This window comes from Bradyrhizobium sp. LA6.1, assembly GCF_040547805.1.
Taxonomy (GTDB): domain Bacteria; phylum Pseudomonadota; class Alphaproteobacteria; order Rhizobiales; family Xanthobacteraceae; genus Bradyrhizobium; species Bradyrhizobium barranii.
In genome coordinates this window covers 178072-198049 of record NZ_JBEPQK010000017.1, presented here as the reverse complement: position 1 = coordinate 198049, position 19978 = coordinate 178072, and the positions used below count along the sequence as shown (strand labels likewise).

Sequence of the window (19978 nt, the reverse complement as noted above, 5' to 3'; positions counted from 1 at the left end):
CGGAGTGGTAGACGCGAGGACATGAAGCTGCTTGCGGAAGGACTGGCCTCCCGGTCGATTCCGCACCGCGCCAAATACCGGGCCACGCACTAAGCGCGGTTCGTGACGAGGTCCTCGCTGCGGGATCGCCCAGCCTGCGCGGTCATCGCGTGAGCGCAACCTCCTTGAACGAGGTTACGAGGGCCTTCTCCAGCTTTCCGGTCATCCCGCAAAGAATGTTGTAGGCCTCGGTGCGCGGCATCGTCGGCTTGTAGTGCCGGTGTTCGATCAGCGCGGCGAAGATGTCCGAGATCGTCAGAATGCGGACGATGTCATTGATGCTCTCGCCGCACAGCGCGTCAGGATAACCACTCCCGTCGAGATATTCGTGATGATGCCGCACGGCGTCGAGAATCTCGGGCGAGATTTTCTCGTGATCCTTCAGAAACTCGTAACCCGCTGCCGGATGCTTCTCGATCATGGCGCGTTCGTCGGTATCGAGGCGGCCGGGCTTGTCGAGGATCGCAAGCGGAATCTGCGCCTTGCCGATGTCGTGGAACATGGCCGCGGAATACAGCCGCTCGAGATCGGCTCGCCCGACGCCGAGGCTCAGTCCGAAGTCGATCGCCACGCCGGTCACGAGCAGGCAATGCTGGTAGGTTCCCTCATGGTGACGCCGCACCGTGGCAAGCCATTCGGACAGGCCGTGCTCGGTGATGCGGTCGGCGATCCTGCGGCCCGCTTCCTTCGTGCTGTCGACGTCGAGGGGCTCGCCGAGCGTGACGGCCGTGAACATCGAAGCGATGGCGGTTGCCGCGGCTTCGACGGCGTTGTCCGGTTGCGGTGCGTCACTTGAGCCAGCAGAGGCCAGCTCGGCCGGGTCAGCCAGCGCTGCCAGCAGCTTGCTCTTGTTGAGCGCCCCGGGAAGAACGAGGGTGGCGCCGAGTGCGTAGGCCTGCGAAATGCCGACGTGAGACGAGTGCTCGACGAGGAAGATGCGCTTCGTGGCTTTCGCCAGCTTGCCGGCGCGTTTCTTGATGGCCGCGATGGTGCCGACGTCACGCAGCTCCGCGCGAACGACGACCGCGAATGGCACTTGTGACAGCCTGGCTTCCGCATCGAGTCGTTCGCCAGCGACGGTAAATTGCCGTTCGAGGGCCGAGCAGACGCCCGCCAGCTTGTCGGACGAATCGGCCAGCACATGCACAAACGGGCGAACCGCTTCCGTCGTTCGGACGCCGCCGTCATTTTTGGCGGGGCTGGATATGGTTCGGGCACTCTGCACGGCGGACCGGACTATGATGACATTGAATGAGCTCGATGAATTCTGGAGCCTATTTGCTCGGCGTGGAGTTTGGCGCGGCGGCCGCCTTTGCGCTCGCCGGCTTCTTCTTGCCGTCTGCGGTGATGAAGTGAACGCCGGCCATGGTGCCGTCGATCCACACCAGTTCGCACCGCCGGTAGGCAAGACCCGTCGATGACAGCAGCATGAAGAATTCCTTGGCCTGGAGCACGTCGAGCGTCCCTTCGACCTCGATCTTGGCGCCACTTTGCGACACGTCGAGCAGGAAGCAACTGCGTCGCCAGGTGCCGTCGGAGCCCATCAGATTGACAGCCTGCTTGTGATCCATCCGTACGCGAAGCGCCTTTCGACCGTCGAACCTCATCGGTAAACCCCCATTTTTGTGCCGCGATGTCCCGCATCGTTTGGGTTGGCACTCGCTGCAATTTCCCCCCAGCGCACTGTCCATTGGCTGGTCGACAAGAGAAGCGTTTCGAAAATCTGCTGCGCCCGTTCGCGCTCGACGAAGGAGAGCCGTGAGCCGCTGCGGTTGCTCAGGATCGCAAGCGTAGTGGCCCAGTTCAGCCGTGCGGCCCGGCAGGCCATGACGAGGCCCTCGCAATCGTCATCGGTCATGACATGCTCCACGATCTCGATCGGAGCGCCGGAGAGCACCGAGAGCGCCGTGAACAGATTGGCCGTCTCGCCGCGGATCGTGAAGCGGTTGACGGTGGAATCGTTGAGCTTGCCGACGCGGCTGAGGGCGACGATCTCCGGCCTCGCGCTCGCATAGTCGGCCGGGCAGGGCAGTTTGGGCGGAACAAGCGCGGCGCGTTGTGCGGGCGGAATGGTGGATGCGTTGGCCTTGGCCGGCGCCTTCGGGGCAGGCGACACGGAGAGCAGCTTCCGGACGACCAGGTCGGGCGTGCCGGGCCGCAGCACCAGCGCCTTTGCAATCTCGCCGTCCGGATCGGCCCTGGCGATCAGCGCGGCGTAAGCTGCCTCGGAGAATTGGGTTCCAGGGTTCTTGATCAGCGCAAGGCAGATCGGGCCGCCGCGCTTGATCAGCGCCTCGGCCACTTCAGGCTCGATCGAGTTGCGCGCGGCGATCGCGCGTTGATGCCGCTCGCCGCACGAGGCCGCGATCGTCGCGAGATCGGTGGCGGAGACTGCCTGCGATTTGAGGAGGACTGGACAGGCCACGTCCGGATCGTCGTGTGAGGCAAGGCGCTGCAATGTCTCGGGCGGGGCCACCTTGAGCTCGGCAAGCGCGGTGCTGAGTTGAACGAGCGCCTTGGCCTCGACGCGTTCCGCCAAGCGCAGTAGAACGCCGTCAACCACACCGGCGAGCAATTCCTGAGGCCGGTCGCGGCTACCGGTGAGCAACTGCACAATACCGGATAGGATGCGTGCACAGCGGTCCGGCGGGCACGTAGCGACCGCCTGTTCCAGCTCAACCAGAATATCAGCAGGCAAATTTGCCATCATGGCAGGGGCCTGACTCAAAAAAAATCGCGACTATCCAATGACCTTCATTCCGCCTGACAGGCGTTAATTTGAAATTTAGAGCTTGATCGATGGGGTATCAGCGCACCGCTGGCTGCGCTGGAAACGCTATCGAAATTCGGCGAGACTCGATGCGGCGACTTGTCCTTTGAACGGGACCCTCGCCAATTGAACGAGACGAATTAGGATGATTCTTTCGGTCGAACGGGACAACCGAAAGGGGGAAACTCGGGCCGGCATCGCCGCCGGACGCGCGTTGGTTGCGACGCGCCGTTTCACATTGTCATGAACGATATTGCGCCCAGGGTATTTCGCTTCTCCGACGTCGATGAATTTCGAAATGCCATACGAGGCCTGAATTTCGAGTTCACGCCCTTCGTACGGAGGATTTCGGCCGAGCAGACCATTCTGTCGCTGCCCGGTTGCGACGTGAATTTCACGCGGGCGTTTCCCCGCGTCGTTGACGCGCAGCTCGTCGAGAATTGCACCGCCATCGGATTCACGATGGATGAGCTCAACGTGCCCATCCGCTTCAACGGCTCGCAGCGGGCACGACCTGTCATCGTGATCGGCAGCGGCGGCGCCGCCTACACCACCATCGAGGAGGTGGAGCGGCAAATTGCCTCGGTGGTGTTCAGGCCGGAGGTGACGGATCGCGGCTGGCCGCACGCGACATCCAGCTTCAAGATATTTGAAACGACGGCCGCGAGCCTGAACCGGCTGCGCAGCCTGGTCCGCGAGGTGCTGGCTGCCGCGTCGGAGCCGATCGGAGCCGCGGACGTGCCGCTGAAGGCCGCAGCCATGAAGGAGTCCCTGCTTGGCGCCGTCGACGACGCATTCGAAAGCGTCGTTGCCGCGCGATGGACCCTGCGTCCTAATGACGAACGCAATTTCAGGATCTTCCGGGAGATCCGCGCGCTTCTGTCCGACGACCTCTCGCAGCCGATCTACAGCGAGGAGATTGCGCGCAAGCTCAACCTGTCCGTCCGCACCCTGCACGACGTCGTCCGCCGCTATCGCGGCATGAGCCTGCATCGCTATTTGCGCCTGCGCCGGTTGTGGCTGGTGCGTCAGCGCCTGCTTGCCGGTGCCGACAGCGTCAAGGCCGTCGCACTGGCGTTCGGCTTCTGGCATCTCAGCGACTTCTCCAGAAGCTATCGCGACCAGTTCGGCGAGACGCCGTCGCAAACGCTGGAGCTCGGACGGCAACGGTAGCGCGGCAAATCGGTTGAGGCCGTACCGCCGTTTCGTGCTAGCGTCCCGGCCATGAGCAATCGCATCCTCGTCCTCTACGGCTCCTACCGTTCCGACCGCATGGGCGTCCGCCTTGCGAATTTCGTCATCGATCGCCTGCGCCAGCGCGGCGAGGAGGTCGAGTTCATCGACGCCAAGGCGATCGGCCTGCCGATGCTCGATCGCATGTACAAGGAATATCCCAAGGGGGCAGCACCCGAGGCGCTCGAGAAGCTGGCGGGGCAGATCCGCGGCGCCGACGGTTTTGTCTTCGTCACCGGCGAATACAATTGGGGCATCCAGCCGGGATTGAAGAACCTCACCGATCACTTCCTGGAAGAGTGGTTCTGGCGCCCGGCCGCGATCGTGAGCTACTCCGCCGGCCGACTGTCCGGCGCACGCGCCTCCACCGCCTGGCATGGCACGCTGTCGGAGATGGGCATGGTCGTGGTGTCGAGCACCATCGGCGTCGGCCCGATCGGGCAGACGCTGTCGGCCGAGAGCGAGCCGATCGGCGAGGGCGGCAAGGCACTGGAGCGCTCGTTCCCGCGCTTTGCCGACGACCTGCTGTGGTGGATCGAGGCCGCCAAGGCGCAGCGGACGCGCAAGGCGCCGCCGTACTAAGCTGACTAGGCGGCCCTGACCTCGCCGAGGAAGCGGTCGAATTGGCCGGCGAGATCGCGCGACTGGGTCGAGAGCTGCTCGGCCGCGCCCAGCACTTCCCTTGCGGCTGCACCGGTGTCGTCGGCGGCACGCTGCACGCCCGATATGTTGCTGTTGACCTCCTGGGTGCCGCGCGCGGCTTCCTGCACGCTGCGGGAGATCTCCCGGGTCGCTGAGCCCTGTTCTTCGATCGCAGCCGCGATCGCGGTGCCGATCTGGTCGATCTCGGCGATGACGTCGGCGACGTTGCGGATCGCGTTCACGGTCTCGTCGCTTGCGGACTGGATCGCGGTGATCTGCTCGGAGATTTCGGTGGTGGCCTTGGCGGTCTGGCCCGCCAGCGACTTCACCTCGGATGCGACGACCGCAAAGCCGCGGCCGGCGTCGCCGGCGCGGGCGGCTTCGATGGTCGCGTTGAGCGCCAGCAGATTGGTCTGCTCGGCGATGCTCTGGATCAGCGTGACGACGTCGCCGATCTTCTGGGCACCCTCGGCGAGCGCGCGCGCGGTGTCGCCGGTGCGGCGGGCGTTGTCGACGGCGCGGGCCGCGATCTCGGTGCTTTGTGCCACCTGACGGCCGATCTCGGAGATCGAGGAGGTCAGCTCTTCGGTCGCGCTCGCAACCGTCTGCACGTTGGTCGAGGTCTGCTGCGAGGCGGCGGCGACGACCGCGGCCTGGCTGTTGGTCTGGGCCGCCGTCGAGGTCATCGACTGCGCGGTGCTCTCCATGGTGGAGGAGGCGCGGGACAGGCCGCCGACGAGCTCGGTGACCTTGGCTTCGAATGCGCGGGTGAGCCCGTCGAGCGCCTGGGCGCGGCGCATCTTGCCGTCGTTCTCGGCCTGCTTCTCGGCTGCGAGCCGGTCGGCCCGGATCATGTTGTCCTTGAACACCTGGACGGCGGAGGCCATCGCCCCGATCTCGTCGGAACGCTCGGCGCCGGGGATCTCGTCCGCAACCTCGCCGTCGGCAAGGCGCGACATCCGCGTCGTCAGGCTGACGATCGGAGCGCAGACGCGGCGGCGGACCATCACGATCAGGCCGGCGCTGGCGATCAGCACGGCGAGGAGGCCGGCCAGCGCGATGGTGAAGCTGGTGCGCGCGGCGGAGGAAGCGCCGGCGAGGATCTGTTCGGCATTGTCGTAGAAGGCGTCGCGGACGCCGATGATGGACCCGAGGCCCTTCTGGGACGCCACGTAGAAGGTCTCGACATCGTGCTCGTACTTGCCGCTGACGGCGCCGTCCTTGACGAGCTTCATCTCGCGGCCGAATTCCTCGACATAGTTCGAGTTCATCGTCTCCAGCGCCGCGGCGACGTTAGCCGGAGTTGCCGCATTGCCACGCAATTCCATCAGCGACATCACGATCTGGTCGTTGCGGCCCTGCATGCGGGCCATGTCGGCCTTCTCGGCGTCGTTGGCCACTTTCTTCGCGCCGACGAGGTTCTTGTGCACGCTGGAATTGAGGCCGCCGACGTCGCGCAGCGTCATGGCGATGTTGGCGTAGTTGGACTGGCGGTAGGCGTCGCCGTTCAGGATCGCCATGCGGCGGACCTGCTCGTTGAGCAGGGCGGTGACGCCGGCATTGAGCACGGCATTGTCGGCGACGACCTTTTTGGCCGCGTCCTTGCGGGCATCCGCAGGTCCTGCGATCGCCTTGTCGATGGCCTCGCGGAGCGCGGTGAATTTCGAATTGATCGCGTCGATGTTGCTGCCGATGGTGGCGCCGTCGTCGAACGGGCCGGGCAGCTCCTTGCGCAGCGCGTTCATCCTGTCGCGGGCGCCGTCGGTCTGCTTGCGCAGCTTGTCGTGCTCGGTGAGCTGCGCCGGATCGACCGTCGCGGGCCCGTAGAGGATGTTGGTGGCGAAGCCGCGCTCGGGATTGAGGTAGCGCGGGATGTCGCTGGCGGCGCGGACGATCGCGAGTCGTCCCTGCGCTTCGGCGATCCTGTCCATCGTCTGGTACTTCGTCACGGCGACGTAGACGGCGAGGCCGCCGCCGACTGTCGAGAGCGAGACGATGGCGGTGGTCAGGAGCGTACCGATTTTCATGATCTGTCCGGCAATTGGCGCGGGGAAGAAAATTATTCTGCGCAAACGATAGGCAGCCGGTGTTAATCCGGAGTTTACGCTGCCAGCCGCCATGCCCCGCCTGCATGCGTCCATTCGTCTAGGCGTAGGTCGTGCTAGCGCGCCGGCCGATCGAGCCTGGTGAGGATCTCCAGCGTCGCGCCATCGCGCTCGCCTGCGAAATATCGGGCGAGCGCCTGGTCGAAGACGGGTTCGTCGGAGACCGCGCCGAACAACGTCATCGACGAGCGGAATTTGGCGTCATCGGGCGCGCCGAGGATCGCGTTGATGGTTCGTCCCTCGACGGCAAGCACGAGCGTGGTGCATTCAATGAGTCGCGGACCGAGCGCGGGGTGGGCGAGGTAGGCTCTGGCCTCCGCGCGCGAGCCGATGGCGTAGCGCTGCGACATGGCGCTGAAGCCGAGGCCGGCGATCTGCGGGAAGACGAACCACATCCAGTGAGTCTGTTTCCGGCCCCGGGCCAGCTCCCCCCGGACGTCGCGAAAAACCGGGTCCTGGGCTCTGACGAAGCGCTCTAGATCGAAAGGATCGGTCATAGGATACCTCAAGGGGGGCTTGCCGGCCGCGATTATGCCTAAGTTTTGGCTCCCAATGCGATGGCTGGTATAGAGTCTCCGGACGGGGGTTGGGCCCTCCGGGGGTCGATTTGGGGATCTAATGGTTTCCGACCGCGCAAGCGCCGAAAGGCTGTTGTCGCGCCGCCGTATTGGGCGAGCGGAGACGATACTGCTGTCTTTGGCAGCGGTCGCGCTGGCACTGGGAGCCGCCGCCTGGGTCGCGGACATGGGCGATTCGACGCCGCTGGTCACCGCCTCACTGCCTCCGGCCACCGCACTGCCTCCGGCCAATGGCCCTTCGTTTGACGACCGTTTCGCTTCGGCAGCCAGCAGCCCGCCAACCCGTGACCTCGGCCTGCGGACGCTGGAGCGCTCCGCGGTGAGCGCGGTCCAGCTCAAGCTGCGCGACGCCAAGGCGATGCTGGCCCAAAAACTCCAGGGCGACGACTGGCGCTCGACCCTGACCGGCTCGACCCTGACCGATGACGACCGGCACGTGGTTGACGAGACGAGGCCGTCGCAGCGCGCCGACGCCATCCCGATGCCGCGCTCGCGCCCGACCCAGGCAGACCTCGCGTCCCAGATCGCCTCGAGCCAGGCCTATGCCGAGACCAATCCCCGGGTCGACAACCGCAACTTCTTCGAGAAGTTCACCGACAAGATCAAGCTGGCCTCGCTGACACCCGGCGACGGCCTGCTCAGCAGGGCGCCTGATCTCGCCGCGCTCGGCTACGATTCACGCACGGCGGTCTATGACATCAAGGCCAAGGCGCTTTACCTGCCGAGCGGCGTCGCGCTGGAAGCCCATTCGGGCATGGGCGCGTTGATGGACGACCCCAATCATGTCGACCAGCGCATGGTCGGCGCGACCCCGCCCGCGACCTACGATCTGAAGCCGCGTGAAAAGCTGTTCCACGGCATCCGCGCGCTGCGCCTGACGCCGACCGAGGGTACCAGCGCGCTTGGCCGCGTCGGGCTGCTCACCCACAGCTACATGCTCGGACCGCGCGGCGACTCCAACGGCTGCGTCTCGATCAAGGACTATGATCGTTTCCTCAAGGCCTGGGACAATGGCGAGTTCAACCGCCTGGTCGTGGTGCCGAGCCTGAGTGGATCGGCGATAGCCGCGCAGCGCGCGAGCACCGACTCCTGATATTTGATATTTGCTGGACGGCGGGGGTGCCGTTTCCCCTTCGTTAAGCCCACCTCGTCCAGAAGCAGCCCATGAGTGATCCCCAGAGTTCCGAGACCCCGCTGCGTACGACGTTCAAGATCAAGCTGAACGGCGACACGCTGGCGATTGCGACCGTCGGCCAAGCCTATCAATTCCTCACCAACTTCAAATCGGTCGAGTGGATGGAATTCCGCTCGCTCCATGAAGAGGCGGTCGCGGCGCTCGAAGGCGCCGCCGACAACGCCATGCTCGCGGTGCAGGCGACCAACGCCGTGCGCGCGTTGTTCGTGAGCGCGAAGCTGCTCTGAGCGGCCTTCCAACGCGCTCTCGTCGCCGGGATTGCGCTGCGCTCCATCCGGGCTATGGACGCCGGCAGGCCTTCCGCTCCCAGCTTGAACTCCGCTATAGGAACGGGCAAACGGTCCGCGAAGACCGTCGCCAGACGCCGATATGTTTGAAACTTACTTGCAGGGAGAGACCCCAACATGAAACGCCGTACATTCCTCAAGGGCGGCGCGGTCGCCGGCGCGACGACGCTGGTTGCTGCACCTGCGATTGCGCAAGGCGCGCCGGAGATCAAATGGCGCCTGACCTCGAGCTTCCCGAAGTCGCTCGACACCATCTACGGCACGGCGCAGACCTTTGCGAAATACGTTGCGGAAGCCACCGACAACAAATTCCAGATCCAGACCTTTGCGGCCGGCGAGCTCGTCCCCGGCCTCCAGGCGCTCGATGCCGTCAGCGTCGCGTCCGTCGAGATGGCGCAGACGCCGCTGTATTTCTACATCGGCAAGGAGCCGGCGCTGGCCTACGCGACCGGCGCGCCGTTCGGCATGAACCATCGCCACCAGGAATCCTGGTGGTATTTCGGCGGCGGCGCCGACCTCACCAACGAGGCGCTGAAGCCGTTCAAGACGCACGCCATCCTCTGCGGCAATTCCGGCACCCAGATGGGCGGCTGGTTCCGCAAGGAGATCAAGACCGTCGACGATCTCAAGGGTCTCAAATTCCGCATCGCCGGCATGGGCGGCCATGTGCTGGCCAGGCTCGGCATCGTGCCGCAGCAGCTCGCCGGTGGCGACGTCTATGCGGCGCTGGAGAAGGGCTCGATCGACGCCGCTGAGTTCGTCGGTCCCTATGACGACGAGAAGCTCGGTTTCCAGAAGGTCGCCAAGTACTATTACTTCCCCGGCTGGTGGGAAGGCGGTGCGATGCTGCACATGATCGTCAATGACGAGAAGTGGGCGAGCTTGCCGAAGCAGTACCAGGCGATCGTCAATCAGGCCGCCTCGGCGGCCGGCGCCTGGATGCTGGAGAAATACGACAGCGTGAATCCGGCGGCCCTGAAGCGGCTGATCGCCAACGGCGCGGAGCTGAAGGCGTTCCCGCAGCCTGTGCTGGAAGCCTGCTACAACGCCACCCAGGAGCATCTGAACGAGCTCGCCGCCAAGAGCGACCTGTTCAAGCGCACCAAGGAAAGCCACGACGCCTATATGAAGGAGCTGCTATTCTACACGCAGATCGCGGAGAACTTCTACGACAACTATTTGCTCAGCAAGATGCGGAATAAGACTTGATGACGAGCTGGGCGCGGTGACTACGCCGCGCCCCGCTCTCGTAGGGTGGGCAAAGGCGCACTTGCGCCGTGCCCACGTTCTTTGCGTCACGTGCAATGGTGGGCACGCTTCCGCCTTCGCTCTTCGAGCTACGGCGGACAAGTCGCTTTGCCCACCCTACGGCACTGCCGATCGGGACGGAGGCCTCGTCAGGGGAACGGTGCACAGAAGCATGGCGAAGCAGTATGTGCGCCGGAGCGGACGGATTCATCTGGCGCGGTCTTGACGATGGCGGGTCGTTGACCTGAGCGCGACCTCTTGGTCGCGCCAGGTTAGCTAGCTCAGGCAGCGCCCAGCCCCAGCCTGGCATAGATCCGCCTTGCATAGGCGCCGAACGCGTCGGTGGTCTTGAGCGGCAGGTCGCGCGGGAAGGGCAGGTCGATCGGAAAGTAGTCGGCCATCTTCGCCGGGCCCGCGGTCAGCACGGCGCAGTGCGAGGACAGGAACACGGCTTCCTGGATCGAGTGCGTGACGAAGATGATGGTCTTGCCGCTCTCGCGCCAGATCCGCAGCATCTCCAGATTCATCTGCTCGCGCGTCAGGGCGTCCAGCGCCCCAAACGGCTCGTCCATCAGGATCAGTTTTGGATCGTGAATGAAGGCCCGCGCGATTGCGGTGCGCTGCTGCATGCCGCCGGAGAGCTCTCGCGGATATTTCTGCTCGTAGCCGGCAAGCCCGACCAGGTTGAGCAGATCGCGCGCCCGCGCGCGCGCGGCCTTGATCGGCAGGCCAACGATCTCGGCCGGCAACAGCACGTTGTCCAGGATGGTGCGCCACTTCAGCAGCAGCGCCTGCTGGAACACCATGCCGATGTCGCGGGTCGGATCGAACGGGCTTTTGGCATTGCCAATTCTGACGGTGCCGCCGTCGGCGCCGTGCAAGCCGGCCAGGATCTTCATCACCGTGGTCTTGCCGCAGCCGGAGGGGCCGACCAGCGAGACGAGCTCACCTTCCTGCACGTCCATCGTGACGTCGGACACCGCCAGGAACTCGGCGCCGCCGCTGCGATAGACCTTTCGGACGCCGCTCAGGCTGATGAAGGGCTCGGCGCTCATGCCAGCCATTTGTCCAGATTGGAGGCCACGAAAGCATCGTCGCCGAGGTCGGCGTGCTCGCGATAGACGCGGTCGATCTCCTCTTTCTGGCCGGGGCTGAGGCCCTCGTTCGGGTCGAGGCACCACAGGCCCTGCATCAGGCCTTGGCGCCGCAACACTTCGTGGCAGCCAGCGATGCAGCCGTGAAAATTATTGGCGACGTCGAAGAAGGCGCTGTTGCAGTCGGTGACGCGGGCATCGAGGGCGAGCAGATCGGCCGGCACGGTCTCCTTGTGCCGCGCCGCTCTGCAGCGCTCGAACTGTTTGATGGCGCTCGCGGTCCACACCGACCAATGGCCGAGCAGACCGCCTTTGAAATAGGTGCGTGTGGTGATGCCGTTGTCGCGCAGGTCGAACGGCAGCATCAGGTCGAGCAGGATGTGGTCGTCGTTGCCGGTGTAGAGCGCGACGCGGTCGAGCGCACCCGCCGCCGCGACGCCGCGCAGCACGTCGAGCGTGCGATAGCGGTTGAACGGCGCGATCTTGATCGCGATCACATTGTCGATCGCGGCGAAGCGCTGCCAGAACCGGCTCGACAGGATGACCCCGCCGACGGCCGGCTGGAGATAGAAGCCGACCAGCGGGATCTCGGCGGCGACCGCCGTGCAATGCGCAATGATCTCGTCCTCGGAGGCGCTCTTCATCGCGGCGAGGCTGAGAAGTCCTGCGTGATAGCCGATATCGCGCGCGGTGCGGGCTTCAGCCGTTGCCTGCCGGGTCGGGCCGGCGAGGCCCGCGACCATCGCCAGCGGACGCTTGGTCCAGCTCGCAGCGGTCTCGGCGGCGAGCTCCAGCACCGGGCGATAGAGGCCGACGTCGCGGATCGCGAATTGCGTGGTGTGGACGCCGACCGCAAGGCCGCCCGAGCCGGCGTCGATGTAGTAGCGCGTCAGCGCGCGCTGATGCTTTTTGTCGAGCTGGCGCTCCGCCGTGAGCGCGAGGGGGTGAGCCGGCAGCACGGTGCCGTCGGCGATCAGCTTGCGGACGTCGCTGTTGATCTGGCTGTGGTGCATGATGTCCTATCCGAATTCAGGGCCGGCGACGGCGAATGGCGTATCCTTGGCAGCGGTGGTGGCGGGGCCGAACCGCATGCGCTGGAACGGCCGCTCGATGGTCCAGCCCGAGGCGGTCAATCCGTCCAGGAATGCGGCTTGCGACGCAACGGCATCGATCAGAATCGGGCCGGTCTCGGAGCGCGTGATCGCATGAACCAGGGCCAGCGCCGGCGCGGCATTGTTGGCAAACAACGGCCCGATATGGCGCGCGGTTCGGCCGTCGCGAACCAGCGCGATGGCGCCATGCGCTGCGACGATGCGCGAGCCGGAGCGCAGGGCGATAGCGGAGAGGAGCGCGGTGCGGTCGAAACCGGTGGCGCGCCGGTCCCGCGCCCGCAGCGCATCGATGGTCGCCGATGAAGACGGTGGGCCTTCGGCTCGCCCGGATTTCACCAGCTTCAGCCGGCGCAATTGCAGCGTCGGCGTGAAGCCGAGCGGGCTGTAGACGGCGGCGCCGTCGGGCGTCGCGTCGAGCCAGCTCGTCAGGCCGTTCTTGCGCGCGGTTTCCAGGCAGGCATCGACGAGACGGGTGGCGAGGCCGCGGCGGCGATGCGTGCCCGATACCAGCACCATGCTGATCCAGGCGTTGTTGCCGGAATAGGGCAGCAGCGCCGCGGTCGCGACCAGCCGTAGGCCGTCGCGAATACCGAACACCACGCCCTCGTGCAGGAAGATTCGCCAGTCCTCCTCGGTCTGGTTCCAGTGCGCTTCCGTCGACAGCACCAGCCCGGCGATCGCGTCGTCGACGCCGAGCTTGAGGATGGGCGAACCGTCAGTAGCGTCCATCGCGCACCTCGTATTTGGTGGGCTTGCCGAGGCTTGGCATGGCGCGGGACACCCAGTCCGCGGTCCAGGCGATCAACTGCTCGGTGTCGACCACCGGCAGGCCGAACAGCTCCACGGCTTTCGACGTGTCGGTCAGCCAGGCCGTCGGCTCTTCCTTGCCTGTCAGCACCGGCGCGCGGCCGAAGCGCGCGCCGAATTTTGCTGCGAGATCTCGCACCGCCAAAATCTCGTGGCCGCTGACATTGATCGGCGAGGTCGGCGCGGTGCAATGCGAAAGGCACCGCAGCGCCTGCGCGGAGGCATCGCCCTGCCAGATGAAATTGACGTGGCCGAGACTGACATCGATCGGCGTTCCCGTGAGCACCTTTGTGGCGATGTCGTGCAGCACGCCATAGCGCATGTCGATCGCGTAATTGAGCCGGAACAGACGGCCCGGCGTCGAAAACTTGCGCGAAAAATATTCGAACATGCGCTCGCGGCCGACGCAGGACTGGGCGTATTCGCCGGGCGGGTTCGGCGCCATGTCCTCGGTCGCGCCTTCGCCGTCGACGGGGACGAAGGGATAGATGCAGCCGGTCGAGAACGCCACGATGCGCGACGTCGGGAAGGCCTGTGCGACGAGGGCCGGCACATGCGCGTTCATCGCCCAGGTCAGCGACAGGTCGCCCTCGGCGCCGAACTTGCGGCCGGCCATGAAGACGATGTTGGGCGCCTTAGGCAGCGCTTGAATCGCCGTCTCGTCCATCAGGTCGCAATTGATCGTCTCGACGCCGCGCGCGTGCAGCCAGTCCTTGACGCTCGGATCGCTGAAGCGGGCGACGCCGATGACGCGGCGATCGGGGGCGGCGGCTTTCGCGAGCCCCGCCAGCGTCGGTCCCATCTTGCCGGCGACGCCGAGGATCATGATGTCGCCCTCGACCTTCTTGAGGTCGTCGATCAGCGCCTGGGTCGGCCGGCACAGAAGATCGTCGAGGGCTGCGATATCCGGGATCGTCTTCGGCAGCGTCTGGCGGGTGAGCAGCATGGATCGGTCCTTGTCGTTAGTTCTGCCTGGCATCGCCGACCACGAACCTGCGTTCGAGGGCGAGGACCAGGCCGTAGAGAGCGACGCCGAGCAGGGTCAGCAGCACGACGGCCATCACCATCGCGGGCGTGTCGAGCGACGACTGCACCTGGATCATGAGATAGCCGAGCCCGCGCTCGGAGGCGATGAACTCGCCGACGATGGCGCCGGCCACCGCGAGGATGGCGCCGACCTTCATGCCGGAGAACACGTAAGGCAGCGATCCCGGCAACTGGATCTTGCGGAACAGCGTCCAGCGCGAGCCCCGCAGCGATTTGACGAGGTCGAGCAGGTCCGGCTCGACCTCGCGCAGGCCGCGCGCGGTGGTCAGCAGGATCGGGAAGAAGCAGATGCTGAAGGCGATCAAAATGTTCGGCACGATGCCGTAGGAGAACCAGACGATGAAGAGCGGGCCGAGCGCGACCTTCGGGATCATGTTCATCGTCACGAACAGCGGCAGCAGCACGAGGCTCAGCAGCGGTGCCCAGCTGAAGATCACGGCCAGCGCGACGCCGACGAACGCGCCGAGCGCGAAGCCGCCGAGGATCTCGATCGCCGTGACCAGCGTGTTGGCGCCCCAGGCATAGCTCGCGGTGCCCAGCGTCTGCACCGTCGCGAGCGGGGAGGGCAGGATGAATTTCGGCACGTGGAAGGTATCGACCGCGACCTGCCAGAGCACGAGCACGGCGAGATGCACGATCAGGATGATCGCAAAGCTGCGCGAGGTGCGTGCGCCGTTTCCGGTCACCGGTTGCTCCCTGTTGCCAGCGGCCACCTTGCCGCCGTCCGTCAGCCTAACCGGCCTTGCGGGAAGTTTCAACCAGTTGGTTGATTACGGCCGGAGCGAATGCAGCAAGAGGTCGACGACATGCCTGCGGCGGGCGCGCCTTGCCGCCCGGCTCGAGAGGTCCTTGCCGAAGATCGCCGACAGCGTCGGCGTGTTGGAGAGATAGAAATAGCTGAGGCCCGCGATGGAGATATAGAGCTGGATCGGATCGATCCCCTTGCGGAACACGCCGGTGCGGACGCCCTCGTGGAGGATGTGGGAGACGCTCTTCACCAGCGGCGAATGCATTGCCTCCAGCCGCGTCGAGCCGCGGACGTGGCGGGCGCCGCCGCGGTTCTCGTCGTTCAGGAGCACGATGAAATCGGGGTTTGTTGCGAGGTAATCGAACGAGGCCTCGATCAGCTTCCGGATCGCCTTTTCCGGCGGCAGGCCTTCGAGGTTGAGCTGGCGCTCCTGCTCGCGGATATCGGCGTAGACCCATTCGAGCACGGCGAGATAGAGCGCGTCCTTGTCGCCGAAGTAGTGGTAGACGAGCTGCTTGTTGACCCCCGCGCGCTCGGCGATCTCGTCGACGCGGGCGCCGGCAAAGCCGTGCCGGGCGAACTCCAGGCGCGCCGCGGTGAGCAGCTTCTTGCGGGTGGCGACGGGGTCGCGCCGCTGCGGCACGGTGTCGCCTGAACGTTTTGCGGGCATTTCCAACCAGACAGTTGACAAGTCGAGGGCGGGCTTGTTGCATTGGTATCCTCACATGGGGAGAGCGACAAGCCGGGTCGCGGCAATGAGGAGGGATGCGATGAAGCGTTTGCAGGCTGCGGGCTCGGCTTTGGCTTTGGCCCTGATGCTCGGCGTGCCGGCGGTGCCGGCGAGCGCGGGCGAGGCGGTCAACCTGATCCTGAACTGGACGCCGACGGCCGACCATTCGCCGTTCTATTACGCCAAGGCGCAGGGCTGGTACGAGAAGGCCGGCATCGACCTGACCATCGAGGTCGGCAAGGGCTCCGGCGTCTCCGCCGCCAAGGTCGGCTCCGGCGGCTCGCCGTTCGGCATCGCCGATCTCGCCACCATGCTGGTCGCCAAGAGCAAGGGCGCCGACGACGTCGCGCTGATGAGCATCTACGCCAACACCGGCCAGACGTTTTATTGGCTGAAGAGCTACGGCGTGAATGGCGTCAAGGATTTTCCGAGCCACAAGATCGGCAACCCGCCCGGCGACGCCTCGCGCGTGATGTGGCCGGCTTTTGCCAAGGCCGCAGGCATCGCGCCTGATGCCGTCAGCTTCGTCAATATCGGCCCGACCGCGAAGATCGCCGCGCTGAAGAGCCATACCGTCGATATCATCAGTGACTTCTACAACGAGCACGATCTCAAGGTGATCGAGTTCGGGCCCGATCTCGGCTTCGTCAACTGGAAGGACATCGGGCTCAACCCCTACGGCAATTCGTTGATCGTCAACGGCGCCTATCTGCAGAAGAACCCGAAGCTGGTCGAGGAGTTCGTCCGCGTCTCGCAAAAGGCCTTTGCGGCCTGCGTCGCCGACGTCACGCCGTGCCTGAAGGCGCTACTCGACCAGGTCTCGGGTCTCGACAAGGAGAACCAGGAACGGCAGTGGGAGCGCATCAAGTATTTGATGACCGACGAGTTCACGACCACCAAGGGTCTTGGCTGGATCGACGGCGAGCGGATGAAGAAGGACTATGAGCTGGTCCAGACCTATCTCGGCATGGAGAAGCCGTTCGACGTGACCACGGCGTTCACGACGAAGATGCTGGATCCCGCTGTCAAGATGGATGCGAGCAAGGTGAAGAAGTAGGGCACCCGTAGCCCGGATGGAGCGCAGCGAAATCCGGGACAGTGCATCCTCGGCGGTAGGTTTCCCGGATTGCGCTTCGCTCCATCCGGGCTACAAGCGGAAGCGCTCGCTGCGTATCGTCAGCTTTTCTTCATCTCGTAGACGTGTTCGGGCCCGGGAAAGGTGCGTGACCGCACGTCGGTGGCATACCCTTCGATCGCCGCTTCGATGGCCGGACCAAGATTGCCATAGCGCCGGACGAATTTCGGTGTTCGCGGCGACAGCCCGAGCATGTCCTCGAGCACGAGCACCTGACCGTCGCAGGCAGCGCTCGCGCCGATGCCTATGGTGGGGATCGCAATCGTCTCCGTAATCCTGCGCGCCAACGGTTCGGCCACCGCTTCGACGACGACCGAGAATGCACCGGCATCGGCGACGGTCTTCGCATCGTCCTCGATGGGGCCCCAGTCCACCTCGTTGCGCCCTTGGGCACGAAACGAACCGAGCGTGTTGATGGATTGCGGTGTGAGGCCAACATGCCCCATCACTGGGATGCCGCGCCCGGACAGGAATGCAATCGTCTCGGCCATGCGGACGCCGCCCTCAAGCTTCACCGCGCCGCATTGCGTTTCCTTCATGATCCGCACCGCAGAGTTGAACGCCTGCTCCCTGGAAGCTTCATACGAGCCGAACGGCATATCGACGACGACCAGCGCCTGCTTCGAGCCGCGCATCACCGCGGCGCCCTGAAGGATCATCATGTCGAGCGTAACCGGCACCGTCGTCTCGAAGCCATGCATGACGTTGCCAAGGGAATCGCCGACCAGGATGACGTCGCAATGCCGATCCACCAGTGCGGCCGTATGCGCGTGATAGGACGTCAGCATCACGATCGGCTCGCCCCGCTTGCGTGCACGGATGTCCGGCGCGGTCTTGCGCCTGATGGAAGACTGAATTGACATGATCGGCTCCGTCTGCGGGGGAGGCGGATCGAAACCAGATGCCATGAGCATGTCAATCCGGATGGTCGGGCCTGCGATCACAATGGACGGCGTGAGGGCCCACTGTCTCGACATTCTCAGTGTCATCGCCCGCGTAGGCGGGCGATCCAGTATTCCAGAGGCCGTGCCATGATGCGGATAAGCCGCGGCGTACTGGATGCCCCGGTCAAGCCGGGGCATGACAGCGGTGTGTTGCGCGGAAGCGCTCGCCCAAGCCCTTCCGCAGGCCCAGCCCGTCCACACCCCCACGTGCCCTAGGATAAATTAACCAGCCATTAACCAAATTCGCCGCATCGTTAACCATTCAATAACAGGGATCGAGTCGGCCGCTATGGAGGCTGCAGCAAAAGTCCAACGCCAAATGGTTCGCCTGCGCGGGCGCTCCTACGTGGCCTTCGTGTTCGTGCCGACGGTTCCGATCCAGGACTGGCTGCAGGAGATCGACGCCACGATTGCGCGCTCGCCGGGTTTCTTCGCCGGCCGGCCCGTGGTGATCGATCTGTCCTCGGTCGATCTCAGCCAGTCCGGCATCGCCCATCTGCTCACGAGCCTCCAGGATCGCAACATCCGGGTGCTCGGGATCGAGGGGGTGGAGGAGGGCCGGCTGACGCCGACCATGCCGCCGCTGCTCTCGGGAGGGCGCAGCTGCGTGGTCGAGCCGAGCGCGCCGAAGAAGGCCGAGGCGAAGGCCGTAACCAAGCCGACCTCGCTCCTGCTCGATAGCCCGGTGCGCTCGGGCCAGACCGTGATCTTCCCGGAGGGCGACGTCACCATTCTGGGCTCGGTCGGCTCCGGCGCCGAAGTCGTCGCCGGCGGTTCCATCCACATCTACGGCGCGCTCCGCGGCCGTGCCATGGCGGGGGTCAATGGGCACACGAGCGCCCGCATCTATTGTCAGAAGATCGAGGCTGAACTGCTTGCAATTGATGGATTTTACCAGACTGCGGACGACATCGACGCCGCTTTGCGCGGCAAGCCGGCGCAGGCCTGGCTGCAGGGGAATACCATGCGAATTACAGCACTGAACTGACCAGCAAAGGAGACATTTCAGATGAGTAAGGTACTGGTCGTGACATCAGGCAAGGGCGGGGTCGGCAAGACCACGACGACCGCCGCGTTGGGGGCTGCGCTGGCGCAGCGCGGCGACAAGGTCGTCGTCGTCGATTTCGACGTCGGCCTGCGCAACCTCGACCTCGTCATGGGCGCCGAACGCCGCGTCGTGTTCGATCTCATCAACGTGGTGCAGGGTGTCGCAAAGCTGCCGCAGGCGCTGATCCGCGACAAGCGGCTGGAGAATCTCTGGCTGCTGCCGGCCTCGCAAACCCGCGACAAGGACGCGTTGACGGAAGAGGGCGTCGGCAAGGTCATCGACGATTTGCGCGACCGCTTCGACTGGGTGATCTGCGACAGCCCGGCCGGCATCGAGCGCGGCGCCTCCATGGCGATGCGCTTTGCGGACGAGGCCGTGATCGTCACCAATCCGGAAGTCTCCTCGGTGCGCGATTCCGACCGCATCATCGGCATGCTCGATTCCAAGACGGTGCGGGCCGAGAAGGGCGAGCACGTCCAGAAGCACATTCTCATCACCCGCTACGATGCCTCGCGCGCCGCGCGCGGCGAGATGCTGACCATCGACGACATCCTCGAAATCCTCGCAACGCCCTTGCTCGGCATCATCCCCGAGAGCCAGGACGTGTTGAAGGCCTCCAATGTCGGCACGCCGGTGACGCTGTCGAACGTGGACGGTGCACCCGCACGGGCGTATATCGACGCGGCGCGGCGGCTGTGCGGCGACACCGTGGCGATGCAGGTTCCGGCCGAGCGCAGGCGCTTCATGGATCGTCTGCTGCGACGGAGGGCTGCATGAGCATGGGTCTGCTTCGGCTTCTCCGCGGCAAGAAGGCCTCGGCACCCGTCGCACGCGAACGGCTGCAGATCCTGCTTGCCCATGAACGCGGATTGCGCGGCCAGCCCGATCTGCTCGGCGTGCTGCGCGAGGAAATTCTTGCTGTCGTGTCCAGGCACGTCACGCTGGACCCGACCAAGGTCATCGTCCGGCTCGAGCGCGGCGACGAGGTATCGACCCTGGAGGTCGATATCGAGGTGCCGAACGATTTGGAGCGCAAGCGCGCGGCGGTCGGGTAGGGGATCCGGCCGGTACACTGCAAATTTGGGGTGGGTGAGAAGGCGGTCCGCTGGGCATAGCGGACCGCCTTTGTCTTGCTTGCTCGTCACGTCAAATTCCAGGCCTGCCGATGTGATCGGTCGTGGGCGGAACGGCACCTGCGGCGAAATCGTTGTCAGAG

Annotated in this window: 21 protein-coding genes; 9 read left to right on the top strand and 12 right to left on the bottom strand. The window is 65.1% G+C overall.

Annotated features, from left to right (window positions below; translation table 11 throughout):
• Positions 1-142: 142 nt before the first annotated feature.
• The 3 genes from ABIB99_RS33430 to ABIB99_RS33420 are packed head-to-tail and all read right to left on the bottom strand — an operon-like array spanning position 143 to position 2749.
• Complete coding sequence (locus ABIB99_RS33430) at positions 143-1264, bottom strand: HD-GYP domain-containing protein (protein WP_354179652.1); 1122 nt, start codon at positions 1262-1264, stop codon at positions 143-145.
• A gap of 49 nt (positions 1265-1313) precedes the next feature.
• Positions 1314-1646 (bottom strand): PilZ domain-containing protein, encoded by a 333-nt coding sequence (locus ABIB99_RS33425; RefSeq protein WP_028152715.1) that lies wholly within the window; start codon positions 1644-1646, stop codon positions 1314-1316.
• Complete coding sequence (locus ABIB99_RS33420; protein WP_354179649.1) at positions 1643-2749, bottom strand: DUF2336 domain-containing protein; 1107 nt, start codon at positions 2747-2749, stop codon at positions 1643-1645. The genes ABIB99_RS33425 and ABIB99_RS33420 overlap by 4 nt, the downstream gene beginning before the upstream one ends.
• A 303-nt stretch (positions 2750-3052) precedes the next feature.
• Between ABIB99_RS33420 and ABIB99_RS33415 the strand changes: the two genes are divergently transcribed.
• Both ABIB99_RS33415 and ABIB99_RS33410 read left to right on the top strand, forming a co-directional pair.
• Entirely contained in the window at positions 3053-3982 is a 930-nt protein-coding gene (locus ABIB99_RS33415; RefSeq protein ID WP_354179647.1) for an AraC family transcriptional regulator, read from the top strand.
• A 51-nt stretch (positions 3983-4033) separates the two neighbouring features.
• Entirely contained in the window at positions 4034-4624 is a 591-nt protein-coding gene (locus ABIB99_RS33410) for an NADPH-dependent FMN reductase (RefSeq protein ID WP_354179645.1), read from the top strand.
• Positions 4625-4629: 5 nt separating this feature from the next.
• Here the strand turns inward: ABIB99_RS33410 and ABIB99_RS33405 are convergent, their stop codons facing one another.
• Both ABIB99_RS33405 and ABIB99_RS33400 read right to left on the bottom strand, forming a co-directional pair.
• Positions 4630-6711 (bottom strand): methyl-accepting chemotaxis protein, encoded by a 2082-nt coding sequence (locus ABIB99_RS33405; RefSeq protein ID WP_354179643.1) that lies wholly within the window; start codon positions 6709-6711, stop codon positions 4630-4632.
• A gap of 134 nt (positions 6712-6845) precedes the next feature.
• Entirely contained in the window at positions 6846-7286 is a 441-nt protein-coding gene (locus ABIB99_RS33400; RefSeq protein WP_354179641.1) for a DUF1810 domain-containing protein, read from the bottom strand.
• A gap of 190 nt (positions 7287-7476) precedes the next feature.
• On the opposite strand from ABIB99_RS33400, the gene ABIB99_RS33395 reads away from it, so the two are divergent.
• The 3 genes from ABIB99_RS33395 to ABIB99_RS33385 all read left to right on the top strand — a co-directional run bounded on the left by ABIB99_RS33395 (position 7477) and on the right by ABIB99_RS33385 (position 10058).
• A complete protein-coding gene (locus tag ABIB99_RS33395; protein ID WP_354179689.1) occupies positions 7477-8460 on the top strand; it encodes a DUF2778 domain-containing protein in 984 nt (327 codons plus the stop codon).
• Positions 8461-8531: 71 nt separating this feature from the next.
• Entirely contained in the window at positions 8532-8789 is a 258-nt protein-coding gene (locus ABIB99_RS33390) for a hypothetical protein (protein ID WP_014495671.1), read from the top strand.
• Between the two features lie 177 nt (positions 8790-8966).
• A complete protein-coding gene (locus ABIB99_RS33385; protein ID WP_028151794.1) occupies positions 8967-10058 on the top strand; it encodes a TRAP transporter substrate-binding protein in 1092 nt (363 codons plus the stop codon).
• A 320-nt stretch (positions 10059-10378) separates the two neighbouring features.
• Here ABIB99_RS33385 and ABIB99_RS33380 read toward each other — a convergent pair whose 3' ends face one another.
• The 6 genes from ABIB99_RS33380 to ABIB99_RS33355 all read right to left on the bottom strand — a co-directional run bounded on the left by ABIB99_RS33380 (position 10379) and on the right by ABIB99_RS33355 (position 15575).
• Positions 10379-11161 (bottom strand): ABC transporter ATP-binding protein, encoded by a 783-nt coding sequence (locus tag ABIB99_RS33380; protein ID WP_354179638.1) that lies wholly within the window; start codon positions 11159-11161, stop codon positions 10379-10381.
• Positions 11149-12204, bottom strand: a complete 1056-nt coding sequence (locus tag ABIB99_RS33375; RefSeq protein ID WP_354179636.1) for a dihydrodipicolinate synthase family protein — start codon at positions 12202-12204, stop codon at positions 11149-11151. The genes ABIB99_RS33380 and ABIB99_RS33375 overlap by 13 nt, the downstream gene beginning before the upstream one ends.
• A 6-nt stretch (positions 12205-12210) precedes the next feature.
• A complete protein-coding gene (locus tag ABIB99_RS33370; RefSeq protein WP_354179634.1) occupies positions 12211-13032 on the bottom strand; it encodes a GNAT family N-acetyltransferase in 822 nt (273 codons plus the stop codon).
• The gene (locus tag ABIB99_RS33365) at positions 13019-14056 is read right to left on the bottom strand and encodes an NAD-dependent epimerase/dehydratase family protein (RefSeq protein ID WP_354179632.1); all 1038 of its coding nucleotides are present in this window, start codon (positions 14054-14056) and stop codon (positions 13019-13021) included. Before ABIB99_RS33365 ends, ABIB99_RS33370 begins: the two co-directional genes overlap by 14 nt.
• A 16-nt stretch (positions 14057-14072) precedes the next feature.
• Positions 14073-14843: an ABC transporter permease gene (locus ABIB99_RS33360; RefSeq protein ID WP_354179630.1), complete on the bottom strand. Its 771-nt coding sequence runs from the start codon at positions 14841-14843 to the stop codon at positions 14073-14075.
• 84 nt (positions 14844-14927) lie between these two features.
• A complete protein-coding gene (locus tag ABIB99_RS33355; RefSeq protein ID WP_063983595.1) occupies positions 14928-15575 on the bottom strand; it encodes a TetR/AcrR family transcriptional regulator in 648 nt (215 codons plus the stop codon).
• 100 nt (positions 15576-15675) lie between these two features.
• Between ABIB99_RS33355 and ABIB99_RS33350 the strand changes: the two genes are divergently transcribed.
• Positions 15676-16692 (top strand): ABC transporter substrate-binding protein, encoded by a 1017-nt coding sequence (locus tag ABIB99_RS33350; protein ID WP_166353011.1) that lies wholly within the window; start codon positions 15676-15678, stop codon positions 16690-16692.
• A gap of 119 nt (positions 16693-16811) precedes the next feature.
• On the opposite strand, the gene panB is transcribed toward ABIB99_RS33350, so the two are convergent.
• Positions 16812-17633, bottom strand: coding sequence for a 3-methyl-2-oxobutanoate hydroxymethyltransferase (gene panB, locus ABIB99_RS33345; RefSeq protein WP_354179687.1), 822 nt, complete (start codon positions 17631-17633; stop codon positions 16812-16814).
• Between the two features lie 370 nt (positions 17634-18003).
• Between panB and minC the strand changes: the two genes are divergently transcribed.
• The 3 genes from minC to minE are packed head-to-tail and all read left to right on the top strand — an operon-like array spanning position 18004 to position 19817.
• Positions 18004-18702 carry a septum site-determining protein MinC gene (minC, locus tag ABIB99_RS33340; protein WP_063983592.1) on the top strand — a complete coding sequence of 233 codons (699 nt, stop codon included), beginning with the start codon at positions 18004-18006 and terminating at the stop codon, positions 18700-18702.
• Between the two features lie 21 nt (positions 18703-18723).
• Positions 18724-19539, top strand: coding sequence for a septum site-determining protein MinD (gene minD, locus ABIB99_RS33335; RefSeq protein ID WP_063983591.1), 816 nt, complete (start codon positions 18724-18726; stop codon positions 19537-19539).
• Complete coding sequence (gene minE, locus ABIB99_RS33330; protein WP_063983590.1) at positions 19536-19817, top strand: cell division topological specificity factor MinE; 282 nt, start codon at positions 19536-19538, stop codon at positions 19815-19817. The genes minD and minE overlap by 4 nt, the downstream gene beginning before the upstream one ends.
• The last annotated feature ends 161 nt before the right edge of the window (positions 19818-19978 follow it).